Annotated in this window: 20 protein-coding genes; 13 read left to right on the top strand and 7 right to left on the bottom strand. The window is 62.1% G+C overall.

Annotation, left to right across the window (positions count from 1 at the left end; all coding sequences use genetic code 11):
- Positions 1–19: 19 nt before the first annotated feature.
- The 3 genes from leuB to leuC form a co-directional block, all read right to left on the bottom strand.
- Positions 20–1,099 carry a 3-isopropylmalate dehydrogenase gene (gene leuB / locus H1D44_RS15125; protein WP_181515692.1) on the bottom strand — a complete coding sequence of 360 codons (1,080 nt, stop codon included), beginning with the start codon at positions 1,097–1,099 and terminating at the stop codon, positions 20–22.
- Between the two features lie 156 nt (positions 1,100–1,255).
- Positions 1,256–1,909 carry a 3-isopropylmalate dehydratase small subunit gene (gene leuD / locus H1D44_RS15130; protein WP_181515693.1) on the bottom strand — a complete coding sequence of 218 codons (654 nt, stop codon included), beginning with the start codon at positions 1,907–1,909 and terminating at the stop codon, positions 1,256–1,258.
- A gap of 3 nt (positions 1,910–1,912) precedes the next feature.
- Positions 1,913–3,358 carry a 3-isopropylmalate dehydratase large subunit gene (gene leuC / locus H1D44_RS15135; RefSeq protein ID WP_181515694.1) on the bottom strand — a complete coding sequence of 482 codons (1,446 nt, stop codon included), beginning with the start codon at positions 3,356–3,358 and terminating at the stop codon, positions 1,913–1,915.
- Between the two features lie 313 nt (positions 3,359–3,671).
- On the opposite strand from leuC, the gene H1D44_RS15140 reads away from it, so the two are divergent.
- Entirely contained in the window at positions 3,672–4,562 is an 891-nt protein-coding gene (locus H1D44_RS15140; RefSeq protein WP_181515695.1) for a LysR family transcriptional regulator, read from the top strand.
- Positions 4,563–4,656: 94 nt separating this feature from the next.
- Positions 4,657–5,961, top strand: a complete 1,305-nt coding sequence (locus H1D44_RS15145) for a hypothetical protein (RefSeq protein WP_181515720.1) — start codon at positions 4,657–4,659, stop codon at positions 5,959–5,961.
- 72 nt (positions 5,962–6,033) lie between these two features.
- Here H1D44_RS15145 and H1D44_RS15150 read toward each other — a convergent pair whose 3' ends face one another.
- A complete protein-coding gene (locus H1D44_RS15150) occupies positions 6,034–6,549 on the bottom strand; it encodes a zinc ribbon-containing protein (protein ID WP_181515696.1) in 516 nt (171 codons plus the stop codon).
- 208 nt (positions 6,550–6,757) lie between these two features.
- On the opposite strand from H1D44_RS15150, the gene leuS reads away from it, so the two are divergent.
- The 8 genes from leuS to H1D44_RS15190 all read left to right on the top strand — a co-directional run bounded on the left by leuS (position 6,758) and on the right by H1D44_RS15190 (position 14,654).
- Positions 6,758–9,340, top strand: coding sequence for a leucine--tRNA ligase (leuS, locus tag H1D44_RS15155; RefSeq protein ID WP_181515697.1), 2,583 nt, complete (start codon positions 6,758–6,760; stop codon positions 9,338–9,340).
- Positions 9,341–9,362: 22 nt separating this feature from the next.
- The gene (locus H1D44_RS15160) at positions 9,363–9,860 is read left to right on the top strand and encodes an LPS-assembly lipoprotein LptE (RefSeq protein WP_181515698.1); all 498 of its coding nucleotides are present in this window, start codon (positions 9,363–9,365) and stop codon (positions 9,858–9,860) included.
- 40 nt (positions 9,861–9,900) lie between these two features.
- Positions 9,901–10,959 (top strand): DNA polymerase III subunit delta, encoded by a 1,059-nt coding sequence (gene holA, locus H1D44_RS15165; protein ID WP_181515699.1) that lies wholly within the window; start codon positions 9,901–9,903, stop codon positions 10,957–10,959.
- A 71-nt stretch (positions 10,960–11,030) separates the two neighbouring features.
- Positions 11,031–11,546: a hypothetical protein gene (locus H1D44_RS15170; RefSeq protein ID WP_181515700.1), complete on the top strand. Its 516-nt coding sequence runs from the start codon at positions 11,031–11,033 to the stop codon at positions 11,544–11,546.
- Positions 11,543–12,670 (top strand): GGDEF domain-containing protein, encoded by a 1,128-nt coding sequence (locus H1D44_RS15175; RefSeq protein WP_181515701.1) that lies wholly within the window; start codon positions 11,543–11,545, stop codon positions 12,668–12,670. Before H1D44_RS15170 ends, H1D44_RS15175 begins: the two co-directional genes overlap by 4 nt.
- 149 nt (positions 12,671–12,819) lie before the next feature.
- Positions 12,820–13,218, top strand: coding sequence for a PA2779 family protein (locus H1D44_RS15180; protein ID WP_181515702.1), 399 nt, complete (start codon positions 12,820–12,822; stop codon positions 13,216–13,218).
- 14 nt (positions 13,219–13,232) lie between these two features.
- Complete coding sequence (locus tag H1D44_RS15185) at positions 13,233–14,177, top strand: PA2778 family cysteine peptidase (protein ID WP_181515703.1); 945 nt, start codon at positions 13,233–13,235, stop codon at positions 14,175–14,177.
- A 45-nt stretch (positions 14,178–14,222) separates the two neighbouring features.
- Complete coding sequence (locus tag H1D44_RS15190) at positions 14,223–14,654, top strand: DUF488 family protein, N3 subclade (RefSeq protein ID WP_181515704.1); 432 nt, start codon at positions 14,223–14,225, stop codon at positions 14,652–14,654.
- On the opposite strand, the gene H1D44_RS15195 is transcribed toward H1D44_RS15190, so the two are convergent.
- The 3 genes from H1D44_RS15195 to H1D44_RS21325 all read right to left on the bottom strand — a co-directional run bounded on the left by H1D44_RS15195 (position 14,537) and on the right by H1D44_RS21325 (position 16,873).
- Positions 14,537–15,934, bottom strand: coding sequence for an O-antigen ligase family protein (locus H1D44_RS15195; protein WP_181515705.1), 1,398 nt, complete (start codon positions 15,932–15,934; stop codon positions 14,537–14,539). The genes H1D44_RS15190 and H1D44_RS15195 overlap by 118 nt on opposite strands.
- Before the next feature lie 84 nt (positions 15,935–16,018).
- Entirely contained in the window at positions 16,019–16,366 is a 348-nt protein-coding gene (locus tag H1D44_RS15200; RefSeq protein WP_181515706.1) for a PqqD family peptide modification chaperone, read from the bottom strand.
- 18 nt (positions 16,367–16,384) lie between these two features.
- Positions 16,385–16,873: a lasso peptide biosynthesis B2 protein gene (locus H1D44_RS21325; protein ID WP_181515707.1), complete on the bottom strand. Its 489-nt coding sequence runs from the start codon at positions 16,871–16,873 to the stop codon at positions 16,385–16,387.
- Positions 16,874–17,143: 270 nt separating this feature from the next.
- Here H1D44_RS21325 and H1D44_RS15210 point away from each other — a divergent pair, with 270 nt between their 5' ends.
- The 3 genes from H1D44_RS15210 to H1D44_RS15220 are packed head-to-tail and all read left to right on the top strand — an operon-like array spanning position 17,144 to position 21,178.
- Positions 17,144–18,184 carry an ATP-binding protein gene (locus H1D44_RS15210; protein WP_181515708.1) on the top strand — a complete coding sequence of 347 codons (1,041 nt, stop codon included), beginning with the start codon at positions 17,144–17,146 and terminating at the stop codon, positions 18,182–18,184.
- Positions 18,171–19,364 (top strand): nucleotidyltransferase domain-containing protein, encoded by a 1,194-nt coding sequence (locus H1D44_RS15215; RefSeq protein ID WP_181515709.1) that lies wholly within the window; start codon positions 18,171–18,173, stop codon positions 19,362–19,364. The genes H1D44_RS15210 and H1D44_RS15215 overlap by 14 nt, the downstream gene beginning before the upstream one ends.
- Entirely contained in the window at positions 19,361–21,178 is a 1,818-nt protein-coding gene (locus H1D44_RS15220; RefSeq protein ID WP_181515710.1) for an ABC transporter ATP-binding protein, read from the top strand. The genes H1D44_RS15215 and H1D44_RS15220 overlap by 4 nt, the downstream gene beginning before the upstream one ends.
- Positions 21,179–21,545 lie beyond the last annotated feature (367 nt).

A 21,545-nucleotide genomic window follows, 5' to 3' on the forward strand; every position in this document is an offset into this window, starting at 1 on the left:
AGTGACGAGTGGGCGGCGCTCATTCCGCCTCGAAGGCCGCCAGCACTGCGTCGCCCATTTGCACGGTAGAGACGGTGCGCATGCCCTCGGAGGCAATATCCGCGGTGCGCAGGCCGTCGTCCAGCACTTTTCCCACGGCAGCCTCGATGCGGGCTGCCAGCTCGGGCTCGGAGAGCGAGTAGCGCAGCATCATTGCTACCGAGAGAATGGTCGCCAGCGGGTTGGCGATACCCTTGCCGGCGATGTCCGGCGCACTGCCGTGGCACGGCTCGTACATGCCCTGGCCACTCTCGTTGAGCGAGGCCGAGGGCAGCATGCCAATGGAGCCGGTGAGCATGGCGGCGGCGTCGGAGAGGATGTCGCCGAACATGTTGCCGGTGACCATCAAATCGAACTGCTTGGGCGCGCGCACCAGCTGCATGGCGGCGTTGTCGACGTACATGTGGGAGAGCTCGACGTCGGGATACTCCGGCGCCAGCCGCTCCATCACCTCGCGCCACAGGATGGTGACCTCGAGCACGTTGGCCTTGTCGACGCTGCACAGGCGCTTGCCGCGCTTCTGCGCCAGCTCGAAGGCGACCCGACCGATGCGCTCGATCTCGCTCTCGGAGTAGACGTAGGTGTTGAAGCCGACGCGCTGGCCGTCACGCTCCTCGATGCCGCGGGGCTGGCCGAAGTAGATGCCGCCGGTGAGCTCGCGCACGATCATGATGTCGAGGCCCGCCACCAGTTCGGGCTTGAGGCTGGAGGCGCTGGCCAGCTGCGGGTAGGTGATCGCAGGGCGCAGATTGGCGAACAGGCCGAGGTTCTTGCGCAGGCCGAGCAGGCCCTTCTCCGGGCGCTTGGCGAGGTCCTCGAGCTTGTCCCACTTGGGCCCGCCCACGGCGCCGAGCAGGATGGCATCGGCGGCCTTGGCCTTGTCCAGGGTCACGGCGGGCAGCGGCTCGCCGTGCTCGTCGTAGGCGCTACCGCCGACCAGAGCCTCTTCGACCTCGACGTCGAGGCCGCGGGCCTGGCAGGCGGCGAGGATGCGGCTAGCCTGGGCGGTGATCTCGGGACCGATGCCGTCACCCGGCAGTACCAGAATCTTCTGAGTCATTGCTTCTTCCTTGCTGGGACCGCGGAGCTACCTCGGCGGCAGGCCTGCGAGGAGGCGCTGTGAATACATCCCTGTACGCTTCCGACGCCATCCCTGGCGTAGGACCTCCTCTTCGGCCTGCCCCCGACGCTCCGCTTCCTCGGAGTAGTGGGAAAGTCAGGCCTGAGCGCTATCGCGGAACAGCCAGGGGCGCTCCTGACGATGCTTCGCCTCGAAGGCGCGAATGGCGTCCTCGTCCTGCAGGGTGATGCCGATATCGTCCAGCCCCTCAAGCAAACAGTGCTTGCGGAAGGCATCGACCTCGAACTCGAGGATCTCACCCGAGGGCGTGATTACCCGCTGGTTCTCCAGGTCCACGTCGAGGCGATAGCCTTCGTTTGCCTCCACCTCACGGAACAGCCGGTCGATAACGTCCTCCGGCAAGGTGACCAGCAGCAGGCCGTTCTTGAAGGCGTTGTTGTAGAAGATGTCGGCAAAGCTCGGTGCGATCACCACGCGGAAGCCGAAATCCTCGAGCGCCCAGGGCGCATGCTCTCGGGAGCTGCCGCAGCCGAAGTTGCGCCGCGCGAGAAGTACGCTGGCACCTTGGTAGCGCGGCTGGTTGAGCACGAACTCCGGATTGAGCGGACGCTGAGAGCAGTCCTGCCCGGGCTGCCCCTCGTCGAGGTAGCGCAGTTCGTCGAACAGATTGACGCCGAAGCCGGTGCGCTTGATCGACTTGAGGAACTGCTTGGGAATGATCAGATCGGTGTCGACGTTGGCCCGGTCGAGGGGGGCGACGAGGCCTTCGGTGCGTTCGAACTTTCTCATGGCTCAGGCCTCCTCTGTGACAGGCTGTGCGTCGAGGCGACGCACGTCGACGAAATGGCCGGCGATGGCGGCGGCGGCGGCCATCGCCGGGCTGACCAGGTGGGTGCGCCCGCCGTAGCCCTGGCGGCCCTCGAAGTTGCGGTTCGAGGTGGAGGCGCAGTGCTCGCCGGCACCGAGCTTGTCGGCGTTCATCGCCAGGCACATGGAGCAGCCCGGCTCGCGCCACTCGAAGCCCGCCTCGATGAAGATCTTGTCGAGCCCCTCGGCCTCGGCCTGGCGCTTCACCAGGCCGGAGCCCGGTACCACCATGGCCAGCTCGATGGAGGCCGCAACCTTCTGGCCCTTGGCGACCTTGGCCGCCTCGCGCAGGTCCTCGATGCGCGAGTTGGTGCAGGAGCCGATGAAGACCTTGTCGAGCTTGATGTCGGTGATCTTCTGCTTGGGCGCGAGGCCCATGTACTCCAGCGCACGGGTGTAGCCGCGCTTGACCGTGTCGTCATCCTGCTCGGCCGGGTCGGGCACTTCGCCGGAGATGCCGGTGACCATCTCGGGGCTGGTGCCCCAGCTCACCTGGGGTTCGATCTCGGCGGCGTCCAGCGTCACCACCTTGTCGAACTCGGCGTCGGAGTCGGACACCAGGTTGCGCCAGTCGGCCACGGCGGCCTGCCACTGCTCGCCCCGGGGAGCGAAGGGACGCTCGGCGAGATACTCGATGGTGGTGTCGTCCACCGCGATCAGGCCGACCCGGGCGCCGGCCTCAATGGCCATGTTGCACACCGTCATGCGGCCTTCCATGGAGAGGTCGCGGATGGCACTGCCGGCGAACTCGATGGCGTAGCCGGTACCGCCGGCTGTGCCAATCTTGCCGATGATGGCCAGCACCACGTCTTTGGCGGTGACGCCGACGCCGAGCTTGCCCTCGACGCGCACCTGCATGTTCTTCATCTTCTGCGCCAGCAGGCACTGAGTGGCGAGCACGTGCTCCACTTCGGAAGTGCCGATGCCGTGAGCCAGCGCAGCGAAGGCGCCATGAGTGGCGGTGTGGGAGTCGCCGCAGACCACGGTCATACCCGGCAGGGTGGCGCCCTGCTCCGGCCCCACTACGTGGACGATGCCCTGGCGCGGGTCGTTGATCTTGAACTCTTCGATGCCGAACTCGACGCAGTTGTCGTCCAGCGTCTGCACCTGGATCAGCGATACCGGGTCCTTGATGCCGGCGTTACCCTCGGCACGTTCCTTCACGGTAGTCGGCACGTTGTGGTCCGGCGTGGCCAGGTTGGCATCGAGACGCCACGGCTTGCGCCCGGCCAGACGCAGCCCCTCGAAGGCCTGCGGCGAGGTCACTTCGTGCAGCAGCTGGCGGTCGATGTAGATCAGTGCGGTGCCGTCGTCGCGCTCCTTCACCAGGTGCTGCGACCACAGCTTGTCGTAAAGCGTCTGGCCTGCCATATCGTTCTCCCGGGCGCCATGGCCCTTTTTCTCATGCGATCGGTCCGAGCTGCTGCCCTAGCACCGCGGCTTTACCGGCGGCAGGCCTGCGAGGAGGCGCTGTGAATACTTCCCTGTACGCTACCGATGCCATCCATGGCATCGGACCTCCTCTTCGGCCTGCCCCCGGCGCCGCTGCGTTGCAGCTGCCGCCAAGCTTATTCGGTAATTCTCGCTTGGCTCTCTTTGGTGTCATCAAGTCTTGCGCGGCTCGCCCATAAAATCAATTCATGTTATTTATTCATTGGATTCCATAAAGGAATACAAACGAGAGATGGACACCCAAAGCCTGCAAGCCTTCCTCGCCGTAGCCGACAGCGGCAGCTTCTCTCGCGCCGCCGAGCAGCTGCACCTGACCCAGCCGGCGGTCTCCAAGCGCATTGCCACCCTCGAGGATCAGATCGGCGCGCGGCTGTTCGACCGCATCGGCCGCCGCGTCACCCTCACCGAGGCTGGCCGGGTACTGCTGCCCCGAGCCCGGCAAATCCTCGTCATGGTGGACGACAGCCGGCGTGCCCTGACCAACCTCGAAGGCGAGGTGGCCGGCAGCCTGACCCTCGCCACCAGCCACCATATCGGCCTGCACCGACTGCCGCCGTTGCTGAAGGCCTACACCGAGGCCCACCCCGAGGTACGCATGGACCTGCGCTTCCTCGATTCGGAGCTCGCCTACCAGGGAGTACTGGACGGTGAGTTGGAACTTGCCGTGGTGACCCTGGCACCGCACCCGGACCCTCAGCTCGACGTGGTGCCAGTGTGGCAGGACCGGATGTGCTTCGTCTGCGCCTACGACCACCCGCTGGCCGGACAAGGGCGGCTTACGCTGCATGAGCTGTGCACCTTCGATGCCGTACTCCCCGGCCCGCTGACCTTCACCCGCACGCTGATCGAGTCTCGCTTCGCCGCTGCAGGCCTCACCCTGCCCGTGGCGCTGGCCACCAACTATCTCGAAACGCTCAAGATGATGACCGCCATCGGCCTGGGCTGGAGCCTGTTGCCGGAGCGAATGGTAAAAGGAGAGCTGCACGAACTCGATGTGGAGCATCCGACCATCCACCGCTCCCTGGGCTATCTGGTGCACCGCAGCCGCACGCTCTCCAACGCGGCACGGGAAATGCTCTCTCTGCTGGAGGAGGCACGCGACGCCGCGAGTCGCGGGGGATAGGAAGATATTGTTAGACTGCTCATAAATCAGAAGCGAAGAGCTGTCCCGACTCGCCGGAGCCCAACCCATCGTGTCCCCGCCCGACTCATCACCGATGCCCTTGCGCCATGCCCTGGCAGGCGTGCTGATCCTGCTTGGGCTGGTACAGCAGATTCTCACCTTTACCGGGACCGTACTGTTGCCGCATGGGGTCGGCTATGCACTGTGGCTGGCCACCTTGCTGCTGTGGCGTGACATTCCCTACCGCACTCGCTACCAGGCCGGTGCGCTGGCCGTCATTGGCCTGGGCATGCTACTGACGGCAAATTGGCACTATGGTGCCGACATCGACTGGTTGGCCATCGCCAGCGGCAATACCTACGTCGTGGCGATGCTGGTGGGGGTGAGCTTCATTGGCCTGATCGGCAACCGCAATGACGCGAAGCGCCCACTCGGCCGCCCGGTTACCGGCAAGCGAGGCAGCGCCGGCACCTGGCTCGGCGTGCATCTGCTCGGCACCATTCTCAACCTGTCGACGGTGTTCATGATCGGCGACCGCCTCGCCCGCCGTGCTCCGCTGACTACCCCACAATTGCTGGCACTGAATCGCGGCCTCTCCAGCGCGGCGCTGTGGTCGCCCTTCTTCGCCTCCATGGGGGTCGTGATGACCCTGGCTCCGGAGATGGAATATTCCCGCATCCTTGCCGTGGGGCTGCCGTTGGCGCTGCTGAGCGGACTGCTGACCACCCTGGAGCTGTCGCGGCGCTTCGACCTGACAGAGATAGCAGGCTTCTCGCTCTCGCCCCGCAGCCTGCTGATGCCCGTGGCCATGGCCGCCCTGGTCATGCTGTTTCACTTCCAGCTCACGCCCGGGCTCGGCATCGTCAGCATCATCACCTTCCTGCTGCCGGCCGTGGCACTGGCCAGCAACCTGCCCAAGGGGCCTCGCTGGACCCTGCACCGGGTGCGCCAACACACCCTGACCCGGCTGCCGGCCATGCGCGGCGAGATCGCCCTTTTCCTGTCTGCCGGGCTGCTTACACTGGGCCTCTCGACGCTGGTTGCCGCCGCCACCGGCAGCGAATGGACGCTTTTCGCGCGCTTCGGCAGCTTGCAGGCCATCATCAGCTTCCTGGCTATCGTGGCCAGCGCGGCAGTCGGACTGCATCCGATCATCGGCGTCTCGGTACTGGCTTCCACCCTCGAGCTGACCGGGCATGAACAGACCCTGTTTGCCTTCACTGCGCTGGCATCATGGGCCGTGGGCACCTCGGTAGGGCCGCTGTCCGGAATCAACCTGTCGCTGCAGGGCCGCTATGGCATCAGCGGCTACCACATGATGCGTCACAATCTCGGTTACGCCCTGGCTCTCAGCACCCTGGTGGTACTGGCACTATTGGGCCTGGACGCCTGGCTGTAGAGAGATGTATGGCTGTCGAGAGCACACCGAAAACGGGCCGACGCTGCGCCAGCCCGTAAAATGGAGGAAGGCTTACTGGGACAGACGGTAGAAGTAACGGTGACCGCACTGGTGACACGGATCGATTCGGGTGACTCCCTCAAGATCGACCACGGCATCGCAATGCACGCAGGCCATGCGACCCGGCGCGGCGATCTCGCCTTCACAGTAGTCGGCACGCGCCGCTTCCAGATCCTCCTTCAAGCGCTCCTGATCGACGATGCTGCGATCGGCGATGGAAAACAAGGAGTCAAGCACCTTGCGCGATAGCTGATCGAGATCGATGCCCAGCCAGGCGGCGACGCCTCGGCCGCTGGCACCGAGATAGCGCCGCATGTCGATCAGATCGCGCTCGACCCAGGCACGCAGCAAGGCAAGCTCGTCCTTGGTGAACTCCTCGAGCTCGGCCTCGAACTCGACCGCCTCGTCCAGCTCCCGCTGCAGGTTTTCCCAGGTCAGGTCGTCCGCACCTTCACGCAGGCGGGCCAGCATGCGCTCGTAGCCTTCGCGCAGCCGGTGTTCACGATGGGAGTCGGGGCGTTCACTCATGGTCATCTCCTCGAAGCGGTTTTCGGCATGGGCCGGGCATGGCCGGGCCTGCCCTACTGGGGTATCCTTGACTACCATTTAGACGCCATCACGCCGTCAGTTCAATGTTTTATCGCCCTCAAGCAGGGGATGACTGACGCCGGACAACTTCCTGCGGAAGCGCACGTCAATCCCGCGCCCGAACACTCTAAGGTCAATTCGAAAGCCGATGGACGCACAGTACAAGCCCTTTGAAATCGAACGCGACGCCCAACAATTCTGGGACACCAACCAGTGCTTCAAGGCGGTGGAGGATGCCAACCGCGAGAAGTTCTACTGCCTGTCGATGTTCCCCTACCCCAGCGGCAAACTGCACATGGGGCACGTGCGCAACTACACCATCGGCGACGTGGTTTCGCGCTTCCAGCGCATGCAGGGCAAGAACGTCATGCAGCCCATGGGCTGGGACGCCTTCGGCATGCCGGCTGAAAACGCAGCGATCCAGAATCGGGTACCACCGGCGAAGTGGACCTACGACAACATCGACTACATGCGCAACCAGCTCAAGGCGCTGGGTTTCGCCTACGACTGGAGCCGCGAGTTCGCCACCTGCGACACCGACTACTACCGCTGGGAGCAGTGGTTCTTCGCCAAGCTGGTCGAAAAGGGGCTGGTCTACAAGAAGATGTCCACCGTCAACTGGGATCCGGTGGACCAGACCGTACTGGCCAACGAGCAGGTCATCGAGGGCCGCGGCTGGCGCTCCGGTGCGCTGGTGGAGCGCAAGGAGATCCCGCTGTGGTTCCTGAGGATCACCGACTACGCCGATGAGCTGCTGGCCGATCTCGACAAGATCGAGTGGCCGGAGCAGGTCAAGACCATGCAGCGCAACTGGATCGGCAAGTCGCGGGGCATTGAACTGCGCTTCGATATCAAGACCACCGACGGCAGCGACGCCGTGCCGCTTTCGGTCTACACCACCCGCCCCGACACCCTGATGGGGGTGACCTACGTGGCAGTGGCGGCGGCGCATCCGCTGGCCAAGGCCGCGGCGGAAGGCAACGCCGAGCTGGCCGCCTTCTGCGAGGAGTGCGCCCATGGCGGCACCTCGGAGGCGGAGATGGCGACCATGGAGAAGCGCGGCATGCCTACCGGCCATGTCGCGGTGCATCCGCTCTCCGGGCGCGAGGTGCCCGTCTACGTGGCCAACTTCGTGCTGATGGAGTACGGCACCGGTGCCGTCATGGCCGTGCCCGGCCACGACCAGCGCGACTGGGAGTTCGCCACCAGGTACGGCCTGCCCATCGAGGCAGTCATTGCCGACGAGAGCGGCCAGGCCCCGGATCTCTCCGAGGCCGCCTACGTGGAGTACGGCCGGCTGATCAATTCCGGCGAGTTCGACGGGCTCGACTTCGATGCCGCCTTCGAGGCCATCGCCGCCAGGCTGGCCGAACTCGGCCACGGCGAGGTGAAGATCAACTATCGCCTGCGCGACTGGGGCGTGGCCCGCCAGCGCTACTGGGGCGCGCCGATACCGGTCAAGTACGGCCCCGAAGGCCAGACCGTGCCGCTCTCCGATGACGAACTGCCGGTGGCCCTGCCCATGGAGGTCACCGTCGACGCTTCCGGTTCGCCACTGAAGCGCATGCCCGAGTTCTACGAGCTCGGCGATGGCTGGGTGCGCGAAACCGACACCTTTGACACCTTCATGGAGTCCTCCTGGTATTTTGCCCGCTTCTGCTGTGCCGACAACCAAACGGCTATGCTCGACGAGCGGGCCGACTACTGGCTGCCGGTGGACCTCTACATCGGCGGCATCGAGCACGCCATCCTCCACCTGCTCTACGCGCGCTTCTTCACCAAGCTGATGCGCGACCTGGGCCTGGTGAAGGTCGACGAACCGTTCCAGCGCCTTCTTACCCAGGGCATGGTGATTGCCGAGACCTTCTACCGCACGACGCCGAATGGCGGCAAGGAGTGGTTCAATCCCGCCGACGTGGAGGTCAAGCGCGACGACAAGGGCCGCCCGATCAGCGCGGTACTCATCAGCGACGGTCAGCCGGTGGAGATGGGCGGCATCGAGAAAATGTCGAAGTCGAAGAACAATGGCGTCGACCCGCAGTCGATGATCGACCGCTTCGGCGCCGACACCGTGCGCCTGTTCATGATGTTCGCCGCCCCGCCCGAGCAGTCGCTGGAGTGGTCCGACTCCGGCGTCGAGGGCGCCAGCCGCTTTCTCAAGCGCCTGTGGCGCCTGGTCGCGGAGCACCTCGAGGCCGGCGACCCGGGCAGGCTGGACACCAGTGCCCTCAACGACGCTCAGCGTGAACTGCGGCGCAAGACCCACGAGACGATCAAGAAGGCCAGCGACGATATCGGCCGGCGCACCACCTTCAACACGGCAATTGCGGCGGTGATGGAGCTGACCAACGCGCTCTCCAGGTTCCAGGATACTTCACCGCTGGGCCTGGCCGTGGCCCGCGAGGCCGTGGAAGCCTGCGTACTGCTGCTCGCCCCGATCACGCCCCACGCCTGCCATGCGCTCTGGCGCGAGCTGGGCCATGCGGAACCCGCCATCGACGCTGCCTGGCCGCAGTTGGATGAATCGGCCCTCGAGCGCGACACCATCGAGCTGGTGGTACAGGTCAACGGCAAGCTGCGCGCCCGTATCGAGGTACCTGCCGACGCCCCCAAGGATGCTGTTGAAGCCGAGGCACTGGCCGCAGAGAACGTTCAGCGCCACATTGAGGGCAAGACGCTGCGCAAGGTCATCGTGGTACCCGGCAAGCTGGTCAATATCGTGGCAAGCTGACACTGGACGAAGGGGAGTCATCATGCAGCGACGCGGCTTTCTTGCCCTCTTCTTGTCCGCCGGTGCTTCGCTGACGCTGGCCGGCTGCGGCTTTCGCCTGCGTGGCTTCGACGCACCGGAGCTGGCCTTCGACGAACTCGCCCTGGCCAGCAGCGACAGCGAGCTGGCCCGGCTGGTTTCCGAGCGCCTTACCTCGCTCGGCACAAGAGTCCATGAGAATGCTCCCTTGGTGCTCAACCTCGGTGACGAGGCGTTTCGTGAGCATCAGCTCGGAGTTCTCGACACGGGCCCCCAGGAGCGGGAAATGACCCTCTCGGTGCCATTCTCCGTTCAGCGGCGACGCGATGGCGCCTACCACGTGCCGCAACAGCGTCTTGAGGTATCGACAGGTTTCGTGGTCAGCGACGACAACCTGCTGGCCCAGGATGACCTGCGAGAAGAAGCCCGCCAGGAGTTGCGCCAGGAAGCGCTTCGCCGTCTGTTCGACCGCCTGCGTGTATTGGAGAACACTGCCCAATGAAGCCATACCCCCCTGAAGTGATTGGCTCGAGGTGGCCTGGGTGAAGGTCTTTGCCGACAAACTGCCGGAAGCGCTGGTCAAGAAGCTACCGCCAGTGGTGATGGTGGCCGGCGAGGAGCCGCTGCAGCACATGGAAGCCTGCGATGCCGTGCGTAACGCGGCGCGTGCGCGTGGCATCGAGGAGCGGGAGATTCTGCATGTCGAGGCCAATTTCGCCTGGGGCCGGCTGCGAGAAGCCGCCGCGAGCCTGTCGCTCTTTGCCTCGAGCAAGCTGATCGAGCTTCGCCTGGGCAGTCAGAAGCTTGGCCAGGAAGGCGCCAAGGCGCTAAAGGAGTATGCCGACGCTCCGGGTACCAGCGACAACGTCTTGCTCGTCAGCATGGGCAAGCTGGATTTCCGCCAGCAGAAAAGCGCTTGGTTCCAGGCCCTCGACAAATTGGGATTGTTCGTACCGGTCTGGCCGGTGGATGTCTCACGACTGGGCTATTGGCTGCGCGACCGTGCAGAGCACTATGGCCTCTCGCTGGACCTCGATGCCGCCCGCCTGCTGGGGGAGCGCACCGAAGGCAACCTGCTCGCCGCGGATCAGGAGTTGCAGAAGCTCGCCCTGTTGCTGCCCCCCGGTACGCGTGTCGGCCCCTCCCAGATCGCCGGGGGGGTGGAAGACAGCGCTCGCTACGATGTCTTTGCCCTGGCCGATGCCTGCCTAAAGGGCGAACGCCAGCGCGTTTCGCGCATTGTCCACGGGCTGCGTGGTGAAGGTGTCGAGGCCCCCATCGTACTCTGGGCTCTCACGCGTGAGTTGCGCACCCTGCTCTCGCTGCACCAGCATCTCGACCAGGGCCAGAGTTTCGAGCATGCCTGCAAGGCCCAAAAGCCCGCCATTTTCGACAAGCGCCGCCCTGCCTACCAGCAAGCCATTTCGCGCCTGCCACGCAAACGGTTGCACAAGTTGCTGATGTTTTCCCAACGCCTCGACCTGGCGATAAAGGGCGCTGCACCACTGCCGCTATGGGAGGGTCTGCATGACCTGGCGTTGACCCTGGCCGGTGGACGCGGGCTGCTGGCAGAGATGCCCTCCTCCTACCGGGTGGGTTGAGCGCAAGCGTTGGTAGCCTAAGCGGCGTTAACTGGCATTATCGGGGACTCACGCTCTGAAGGGGCCACCCCATGCACCATATTATGATGAAGACTCTGCTCGCTGCATCGAGCTTGGCGCTGCTGTTCGCTGTACCCGCCCTGGCCACGCAGACCACCCCCAGCGAACTCGCTCCCTTACACGATACCAGCCCGGTCATCACGCTGGTCGAAGGCAGCGAGCGTCGCGACATTAGCCGCGCCGAGATCGAATCGCTGCCTCTTCATGAAATCGAGCTGCGGCACTTCGAGGGACCCGAAGGGCGTTTCGCCGGCGTCTGGCTGGACGAATTTCTCGCCGCACAGGAGTTGGATACGGCAGAGCGACTGCGCTTCATCGCCCACGACGATTACACCATCTTTCTGACCCCGGAGGATCGCCGCGAGAAGCGCTATCTGCTCGTCACACGTCTGGACGCAGAACCGCTCACGCTCAATGAGTTCGGCCCCACCCTGCTGGTCGTTCCAGCCGATGCGGAGGCTGTCGAGGCGGGCAAGGAGAGCATGACGCGCTGGATCTGGTCGATCAGGGAAATCCAAACCCGATGACATCGTCCGATCGCATCGCCCTCGGCCATTGGCTAACAGCGGCATTCACGCTGCTCACGGGCATCTGCGCCCTGGCCATCGGCCTTTACATGGTCAATGCACGTCAGCACGTGGGAGCCAATTACACGGCATTGGTGGCCGACGTGGTCCGTGCCCAGCAGCACCCAAATCTTCTGCGAACAATCCTAAACGACCTTCAGGAGCACCCGCAGCAGCTGAACGAACAGCGTCTGGACAATCTGATGTGGCGCATCCCGCAGCATATTGCCGGCGTTTCCCACGGCCTTACCGCGAGCCAGCTCGACCCCGCAGACTACGCTCCGCTGCTGGAAACCCTGCAGCAGGTCGAAGCAAGACTCCCCGAGATGGAACGTCAGATCGAAGCCGTCGCTGCGGGAGCCGACCCAGGGGCCTTGATATCCCTGGGTTACGCCGTGGAAGACGACCTCGCCTGGGCCTACAGCGAACTGAACGACCTGATTCATGGAGCAGCTGCAGAACAGCGTATCCTCATGGAGCGACTCGCCAGGATCATAGGGCTGCTGGTTCTGCTCGTGTTGCTGGTGGTCGGAGGGCTGATGCTGGCCTTGATGCGCCTGCATCGCCAGCGTGAGCAGGTCGCGCGGCTGAGCCTGGCTGACGAATTGACCGGGCTTGGCAATCGCCGCTACCTGCTCAATGCCGCCGAGCAGTTGCATGAGCTGAGCCGACGCGATGAAACCTCCCTGAGCCTGGCGTTGATCGACCTGGATCACTTCAAGGTCCTGAACGACACTTGGGGACACCCTGCCGGCGACAAGGTGCTGGAAGTCTTTGCCAACACCCTTCTGGAGGCCACGCGTCAGGCGGACGTAGTGACGCGCATCGGCGGCGAAGAGTTCTGCGTACTGATGCCCAATACCGATGCCGAGGGTGCCTATCAGCTTGCCGAGCGCATTCGCTTGCGCATCGGCCGCCTCCCCAAAGAAAAGCTCGGTGTAGCCACTAGACTAACCGTCAGTCTCGGCATCGCCACCGGCCAAGGACCTGACACCGATTTCGACTCTCTCTACTCCCGGGCCGACAGCGCACTCTACCAGGCAAAGTCCAGCGGTCGCGACCGCACCTGTATCAGCATGCCGTGAATGCAATGCAAGGGCATGAAATCTCATGCGCTTTCTGCTTATACTAGGCCTGACATCGTTGGAGCACAGCTGCAGGACGGCGCACAACAGCGTGAGCGCCGGATCATTCAAGAGCCGGAAGCCTTTCTCAAAAAGAAGGAACATTGATCATGAAGACACTTCGCCGCTTTCTCAGCCCGCTACTGATCCTGGCCCTGGTGCTCGGCACCGCTAGCGTTAGCGTTTCCGCTGCACCGCTCCCCGCCGGGGACCTGGTTTCCACCCAGGCCGCCCTTTCCGCCGAGCGCGGTGATGCAGACCGCGAGCGCATCCATGAGATTCTTTCTCGCACCGAGGTGCAGGACCAGCTCATCGCTCAAGGCGTCGATCTGGCCGAAGTCGACGCTCGCGTGGCCGCCCTCAGCGATGAGGAAGCTCGCCAGATGGCCGAACAGCTCGAGCAGCTCCCTGCGGGTGCCAGCGTCGTCGGAGCCCTTCTGGTCGTCTTCATCGTACTGCTGGTCACCGACATCCTGGGCCTGACCAACGTCTTCCCCTTTACCCGGTGAGGGAAAACGCCATCATGCAAAGCCGTTTCATTCGGCTCCGCCAGAACGCCCGCCTCGCGGGCGTTCTGCTGTTGGGCCTGGTGCTATTGACTGGCTGCGCCAGCACGCCACGCCTGGCGGAAACTACCCAGCAGGCCATTCCTTCCCAAGCCTGGGTCGATGACGTGCCCTTCCATGCTCAGCGCGAGTATCAGTGCGGTCCTGCCTCACTGGCCATGGTGCTCAACCACGATGGTGTGGATGTCTCCATGGAAGCGCTGATCCCTCAGGTGTTCATCCCCGGCCGGGAAGGCAGCGTGCAGCCCGAGATGCTGGCCACGGTGAGGCGTCATGGCCGGGTTCCCTTCGTGCTCAACGATAATTTCGATGCCCTGCTGACCGAGATAGCCGCGGGTCATCCGGTCGTTGTGATGCAGAATCTTTCCTTGCCGGCCTGGCCGATGTGGCATTACGCCGTTGCCATTGGCTACGATCTGGAAGCCAATGAACTGACGCTTCATAGTGGAGAGGAGGCCGAGCGTATTGAATCGTTCCGCCGCTTCGATGCCACCTGGGCACGCAGCGATCGCTGGGCCTTCGTGGCGCTTGCCCCCGGAGAATTACCGCACGGGATAGGCGAACAACGAGCCCTCGAGGCCACTGCCGCCTTCGAGCAGGTCCAAGGAGCTGTGGACACGCTGCCTGCCTGGCAGGCTCTGGTCGAGCGCTTTCCCGCATCGGGCATGGGTCACTTTGCGCTGGGAAATGCCCGCCATGCCGCAGGGGATCTCGCCGGAGCCATCGACGCCTTCCGTAACGCGGTAGCCCAGCGGGATGACCTGGGCGTAGCCTGGCTCAACCTGGGCCTTTCCCTGCAAGCGGATGGAGAAACGGACGAAGCTCGCCAGGCCTTGCGCCGTGCCGCCGATTTGCCGGGACACTGGCAACCACGCGCCAGGGAGGCTCTGGTACAGTTGTAGCCATTGGCATTTGGAGAGAGATTCGACAGCACCAAGGGAGACCGCGTGAGCTACGACATTGCACTCAAGCGAATCTACACCCCGAGTGAGCCTGCCGATGGCGCCCGGGTCCTCGTCGATCGCCTCTGGCCTCGCGGCAAACGCCGCGAGAGCCTCAATCTTACGGACTGGTATCGTGATGCATCGCCGTCGCCACAGTTGCGACGACAGCTCCATGAAGGTGAAATCAGCCCCGCCGTGTTTGCGGTGCGCTATCGTGGAGAGTTGCGTGACCACCCTGAGAATCTGATACCACTGATGCGACATGTCCGCCGAGGAAAGGTCACGCTGCTTTCTGCAGCGCGCAACCTTGAGGATTCTCACCTGCCGATCCTGCGCGACGCCCTGCTCCAGGTGCTACGCGGGGAGGATGCAGCAGATGCGGAGCCGCCGGCGTCGCCGCCGTGTTTTGCGCACCGCTCTGAAAGCTCAGACTGATGGGAAATCACATTGGCCTCATAAGCGCGGAGGACTGCCCAGAAGGCTACGCATAAGCCCAAATAACCGCTGAGACCACGTACATCACGAAGCATTGACTGGGTCAGGCCGAAGTCGAAAAAGGCCACCGGGACAATTACACCCGCTGCCGCCAGAATTCGCGTTCGCCTGGTGTATACCGGCGAACGCAAACGACGCCAGTTCAGGCATATGGGCACTAGGTAAAGCATCAGCAATGAACTTAACCCCAGCACACCTCTCCGTGCCGTGGTATCTATGATATCACTATGCAGCTGGTCATACTGGATGACGCCAAAGTGGAGCACTTCGGCTTCGACCAGGTCGGCTATCGCTGACTCAGTGCCCCCCTCGCCCCAGCCAAACCAAGGTTTTGCGACAATCAGCAAGGCGCCACCACGCCACATTTCCAAACGTAACCCAACCGAAGTACCTCGCTCGTTCTGATGCCAGTATTCCGTGACATTGCTGATCGCCAAGGAAGCTCGGTGGCCAACTCCACTCTGAGGAAGCATAGCAACACCAACCAGCATCACAGCCACAAACCCCAGCAAAACATTGCGCCACCGGGTTGATACTATCTCTCTCGATGCACGGTAAACCAGCAGCAACAGCATCGGCAGGGCGATCCAACCACCCCGAGTACCAGAAAGGAGGGATCCAAGCAAGCCACTAATTGTTGCCAGAAGAGACCAAAACAACAAATTGTTGAGTCGCCCGAAACTGCAACGGATACCCCATAATACAGCCAGTAACGACAAAACACCCAGCAACAATGAAAGGTTGCCGAATGGAATGGCATTCATGCCATTACTGGCTCGGCCAACACCTAGCCACAGCCGCTCATAAAGCGCAATGCTGCCAGCCCCCAAGGCACCGCAGGCGAGCCCCCACCACAAAAAAAGTGGATGCGGAGGGAACCAGCGAAACCAAACGAGCAGTAGACAAGCCAATAGCGGCCATAGTGGCAAGCCCACGCCTTGACCGCCCTCACCCACTGGCCATTGACCTGTGCGTCCAATATCCAACAGCCACAGTCCACTGAACAACAAGAAGGCCAGCAACATCCAGCCATCTTCACGGTCCAGCCGCAAGCGACTTGGAGTACGGGCACTACCTAGCAACAAACCACAGGCGGCTACCACCAACGCCACCAGAGGCACTGTTGCATAGGCTTGGGGTAAAACGATCAAAAGTGATAGAAAGGCAAAGATCAAGCCACCGCAGATCGCTCGTAGAAACTCTGAACGCATTACATACATTTGGAGGTCGGGCTCAATTTGATCCTACCAAGCCAATACCGATTGATCTTTGGATTCAAGAGATAAGCACAGTGCCAGCTTCACCTACTCACTTCCTCCCCCTTCGTGAGCCTCACGAAGCACCACCAGACCTTCCGCCTCAAGTTTACCTAGAAAATCAATGACCTCTCTTTCACACCTCGCCCTTTCCACATCATACTCAACTATAAGATGATCGCAGATACATGAAATACTTACTTCGCCTTGGATGAGATCCCAGATCCGTTTACCCACCTCTTTTGTACCATAAAACATGCCTCGCTCTGCGCTGAAAAAAACGAGATCATCACCTACTTGAGAGGATAGTAGCGATTGATTTTTCTTTACTACTGTGTGTAATTTCATGGCAGCCTCGCCCCCCCGGAAGAATTCGGCCATTACCCAGAACTCCATTTTTGACTCCATGCTTCTTTAATTATTCCTCTGATTGTCTCTTGAGGAAGAGCTTGCAGGATAGCGACGCATGAAACTGGAAATCGGAACATAAGACTCACCTAAATCACCGAGCACCACTCCGGTGGCATCCCTTACCCACGCATGGGCCTTGAGAGAGAGGCGCTGCTCTCGATTGCATGTCAGAGCACCCAGAACCAGGCAACAGGAAATATGTCGCCGATGCATCATCCACTGCGCCGTCATGGCCAGCATCAGGCAGGTATACCGGTTCCGCATTAGCCTACTAATGGTCGAAATCGACCAACAAATATCCTTTACACGAATATCACGGGACGCCTCGCTCATGTCGGCTTCCCCCGCTGCCTGGTGGCCAAGCCAACGGGACCAGTAGCGAAATGGTACTGCGCGAACCAGTACCCAGGCCAAGCTTAGCCACAGAGCGGCCTCGAGCAGCAGGACCTTGCGATACCGGGGCAAGCCCACAAAACGGCGGAGAACCCTCACAGCATACCTCCCGACAACTCCTCAGCGTACTGAAGACTGTTTAAGCCCGATGCAGCACTTAGCGGCTCCCACACGCTCAGGGTGGCTGGCACCTCTTATAGCAGGTGCTATACTTCATGCTGTAACAGTAGCACAACATTTAGTATCACACCGTTTACGTTATTGCGTGTCACTGATGCTGAAGGTCGCGTCATGCCCAAGCCACTGTATTCATGGGCCGAGTCGCGAGTAGTGGCCGGACACGCCTGAACCGATACAAGGAGCGGCTGCTTGCCACGACTCTACAAGAATGGCGCACGCGCTACCGAGACGCCGCCCATTGCGGTGGAGCGGCGAGGCGCATCAGGCCACCCAGCGCTCCCACAGCACCATTATCAGCTCTACGGCCTGAAGCTGGCGTCACAGCTCGAACTGCCGGAATTGGCGCCCTCCGCTGACTTGCCACCTGCCGATATCGAGATTCGGACCACCACGGTACCCGCCACGTTGCCCAACGCCACCATCAGTCAAAGCTGGATGCAATTGAGTAGCGATACTTGTGACCTGCATGTGGATGCCGTAGCCCGCTTGAGAGTCGAGCACGGCCGAAGCATTCTGGTTGACCGCCGCATGGCAGCACTCCCGAGTTCGCCGTGCACGGCGGCCATCCCCGGCGATGTCCGCCTTTTCATACTGGGAAGTGCGATGGGCGCCTTGATCCATCAACGCGGCTGGCTCCCCCTTCACCTTAGCGCCCTGAACACCCCCGGCGGCGTCTGGGGCTTCACTGGCCCTTCAGGCGCCGGCAAGTCTACTCTGGCAGCTTGGTTGCACTATCACCATGAGTGGCCACTGATCAGCGACGATGTAGCCGTGGTCCGCCCCGGTGAGGCCCAGGCCTACCTTTACCCCGGCCCGCCGCGACTCAAGCTCTGGGACGATGCCCTCGAAGCCCTGGGCATCTCCACCCAAGGCCTGGCACGGGACCTGTCACGGATTCGCAAGTACCAGTTGGTGCGCCACCAGGGCTTCCAGGCCAAGGCGCTGCCAATGAAGGGCCTGGTGCTGTTGAGTTGCGCCGAAGACGACGAACCGGCTACCCTCGAGCCAATCCATGGCATAGCGGCCTTCCAAGCCGTCTTGGCTACCCTCTATCGTCCCGAGCTGGTTCCCCTGCCTGAGGCCAGCGAGCGACTCTTCCGGGATGCCAGCCAGTTGGCAAGCCGCCTGCGCATCTATCGTTTTCGACGCCCCAAAGCTCTCGACAAGATGGCGCTCCATCTGAGGCCACTGATCGAGCAAATCCGCCGGGATGCTGATGATGCGGCCTGAGTATTCTCAGCCAACTGCCGAACTGCAGTTGCTATTACTCTTCGCCCGGCTTGAACTGGTCCCCAGCCAGCGAGACGCAGCGCTTTCGCTCTGCGCTCGAATCAACGACTGGCCTTCACTGTTCCAACAGGCCGAGGCACAGTTCATCCTGCCTCTGGTCAACCGCCACCTACGCGCGCTCCAGCCCGTACAAATCCCCTCTCAACACTTCGAGCACCTGCATAGGCAGTGCCTCGAGATCGCACAGCATGGGTTGCGGATCGCTGCCATCCAGCGACAACTGGCTCGTAAACTCCTCATATCAGAGGATGTTCCCTACCTGTTCTTCAAGGGCCCTGCCCTGGCCCTGCGCTACTACAACGATCCCGGCCTGCGCTTCTGCCGTGACATCGATCTCCTGGTGAATGGACGCGACATGCCCCGACTGCTGGCTCGCGCGCTGCAGCACGGCTTTGCGCCCTACCTGCCGGCGGACCTCAAGGACGACCGAGAGAGCCTCGAGTTCCTGTGTCGCGTTCAACCGGTGATCACCCTGATCAGCCCCGAAGGGGTGGCCATCGAATTCCACCAACGGCTAGATCAGGGCGGCAATCTCTATTCAACATCGGAACTGATCGAAGCTGCGGAGCCCCTCACGCTGGGTGATACCACCCTGATGGTAATGCCGACGGAAGAGCTGTTCTTGTACTGCTGCCTCCACCACAGCCGCCACCACTGGTCACACCTGCACTGGCTGGTCGACCTGGACGCCATCCAGCGTCACCCCGACTTCGATATCAAAGCCGTACGAGCCTGTGCCAAGCGACGCGGTCTCGAAGCCACCCTGCAGGCCTCCCTGGCTTTCTACCGAGCCTGCACCGAACCCACATCTTGGCAAGCAAAGGGGCTCGATCGCCGTGCCAACGATCTGTTGGCAAGCTGCCTGAGGACGGTGCAGGGTGGCAAGGCAGCGGAACTGGAACTGCGAGAGCAAAACATCACTGCCGATTTCGCCTTCGCCTGGCAAGCCCGCCCCATGCAACGCATCCGCAACCGTGCCAATCGTTTGATTCGTCCGTTACGACCCAGCTACAGCGACTACCATGATCGCCCCCTACCGCAAGCCTGGCAGTGGCTCTACTGGCTTACCCGTCCGCTACGTGCCCTGCGGCAGCGATTCGGTGACGACGCACGACCATGAGCCTCTTCGCGACTAGCCTAGCCCCCCTCGCTACCCTGCAGCGCCTGCTCCCCCTGCTGTGGCACAGTAGCCGAAAATGGACGTTGCTTGGCAGTCTGCTGATGCTGCTCGAGGTACTCTTTGCCCTCTCCGTGCTGTATCTGCTCAAGCAATTGGTGGATGTGATCACCCAACAGCTTGGCACCGAGGCCCCCGACAACCTCACGCCGGTGCTCGGCTACGTGGCCGCTACCGCCATCGCCTCCTTGGCCTACCTGGCAACTCGGGCCATGGCCGCACTGGCCCGAGAGGCCCAGGGACTTCTAGTCGCGGACTATATCGACGGACAGATCCATGCCCGGGCGATCGCCGCCGATCTCGCCTTCTACGAGAGTCCACGCTACTTCGACACCCTGCAGCGCGCCCGTGAGTCGGGCAGCCAACGCCCGGTTCAGGTCGTCAGCAACTTGCTGATGCTGACCAAGAACACCCTGATGCTGGCCGCCGTGACCGTACTGATCGCCACGATCGATTGGCGCCTACTTCCGGTACTGCTGCTGGCCATCATCCCAGGGGTAATGGTACGGCTCGTCTTCACTCGGCATCTACACGAATGGCAGCATCGTCGCACCCAGATGGAGCGCCGAGCCAGCTACCTGGACTGGTTGATCACCTCGAACCTGCATGCCAAGGAGTTGCGCCTCAACCAATTGGGAGAACATCTGAGACAACAGTATGCCGAACTGCGCCGAAAGGTCCGTGGTGAACGGCTTGCCATCACACGGCGCCGCACACGGCTGGAGCTCCTGGTAGGCAGCCTGGCCACGCTGGCCTTCTTCGCCGCTTTAGGAGTGTTGGCGTGGCACACTACCACCGGACGCAACAGCGTCGGTGATCTGGTACTGATCCTGCTGATCTTCCAGCGCGCCCAGTCCCTGGGACAGGAAACGATCCAACTACTGGGCCGACTCTATGAGGATCATCTGTACACGGGCTGGCTGTTGGCCTTCCTGGACATTCGCCCTGAGATCACCGAACCGGAGGCTCCAATTCCGATTCCCGATCCAATGCGTGAGGGGATCCGCTTCGAAGGAGTCACCTTTCGCTATCCAGGCACCAAAAACGCGGTTCTCAAAGACATCGACCTCTCCATTCGCCCCGGCCAGGTGGTGGCTCTGGTAGGCGCCAATGGCTCCGGCAAGACCTCGCTGATCAAGCTGCTATGCCGGCTCTACGAACCCACCGAGGGCCGCATCACCCTGGATGGTATCGACATCCGTTACCATGGGGTTGAAGCCTATCGCCGACTGTTCAGCGTGATCTTTCAGGACTACGCTCACTACGCCGCCACCGTGCGTGACAACATCCGCTTCGGTGATATCCACCACCCCGATACGAATGACCGCATCCCAGCGGCAGCGAAAAATGCCGGCGCCGCTCCCTTCATCAATACCCTGAGTCGTGCTTACGATACCCCGTTGACACGCATGTTCGATGACGGTGAGGAGTTGAGCATCGGGCAGTGGCAGAAGATTGCCCTGGCACGCGCCTTTCTGCACCGTTCAGACGTGATTATCCTCGACGAACCTACCAGTGCCTTGGATCCCGGCGCCGAGTTCGAGCTGTTTGAAAACTTTCGCGAGCGCATCGAGCATCGTGCCGCCCTGATCATCAGCCACAGGCTATCGACCGTACGTATGGCCGACTATATCTATGTGCTCGACAGGGGTGAGATCTGCGAAACTGGCACACATGCAGAATTGATCGAGAAGCGCGGCATGTATTGGAAGCTGTTCAGTCAACAAGCCTACTATTACCGTGAAGTGGATGTTTGAAATCACGAAAATGCCCTCTCTATCACCAAGCAGAGAGGGCATCAAGGTTTGACTGGTTAGCATTTTCCACTTTTCAGGAGATACCGCCGCCTCCCGCCACTCTCCCACGATCCTGGCCCGTGTCAGATGCAAAGGTTTCGCCCTGAGCGTTGGGATTTCCAGATAACGTTTGGTCTACCTCCATGCGCACCAGCTCCGGTGTCACCCAAGCGACCTTGAGGTGTGAGTCAGATACCGGCTTAGCATAATCTTTCATAAGTTGTCCCTCTAAAGCACTAGCAACCCGAAACCGGCATCCAACGCTGTGATTCACTAGCTCACGGCGTTTCCGCCCCCTGCACGGTGAACCGTGCACCCAGCTACATCA

It is taken from the genome of Billgrantia kenyensis (genome assembly GCF_013697085.1).
Taxonomy (GTDB): Bacteria; Pseudomonadota; Gammaproteobacteria; order Pseudomonadales; family Halomonadaceae; genus Halomonas; species Halomonas kenyensis.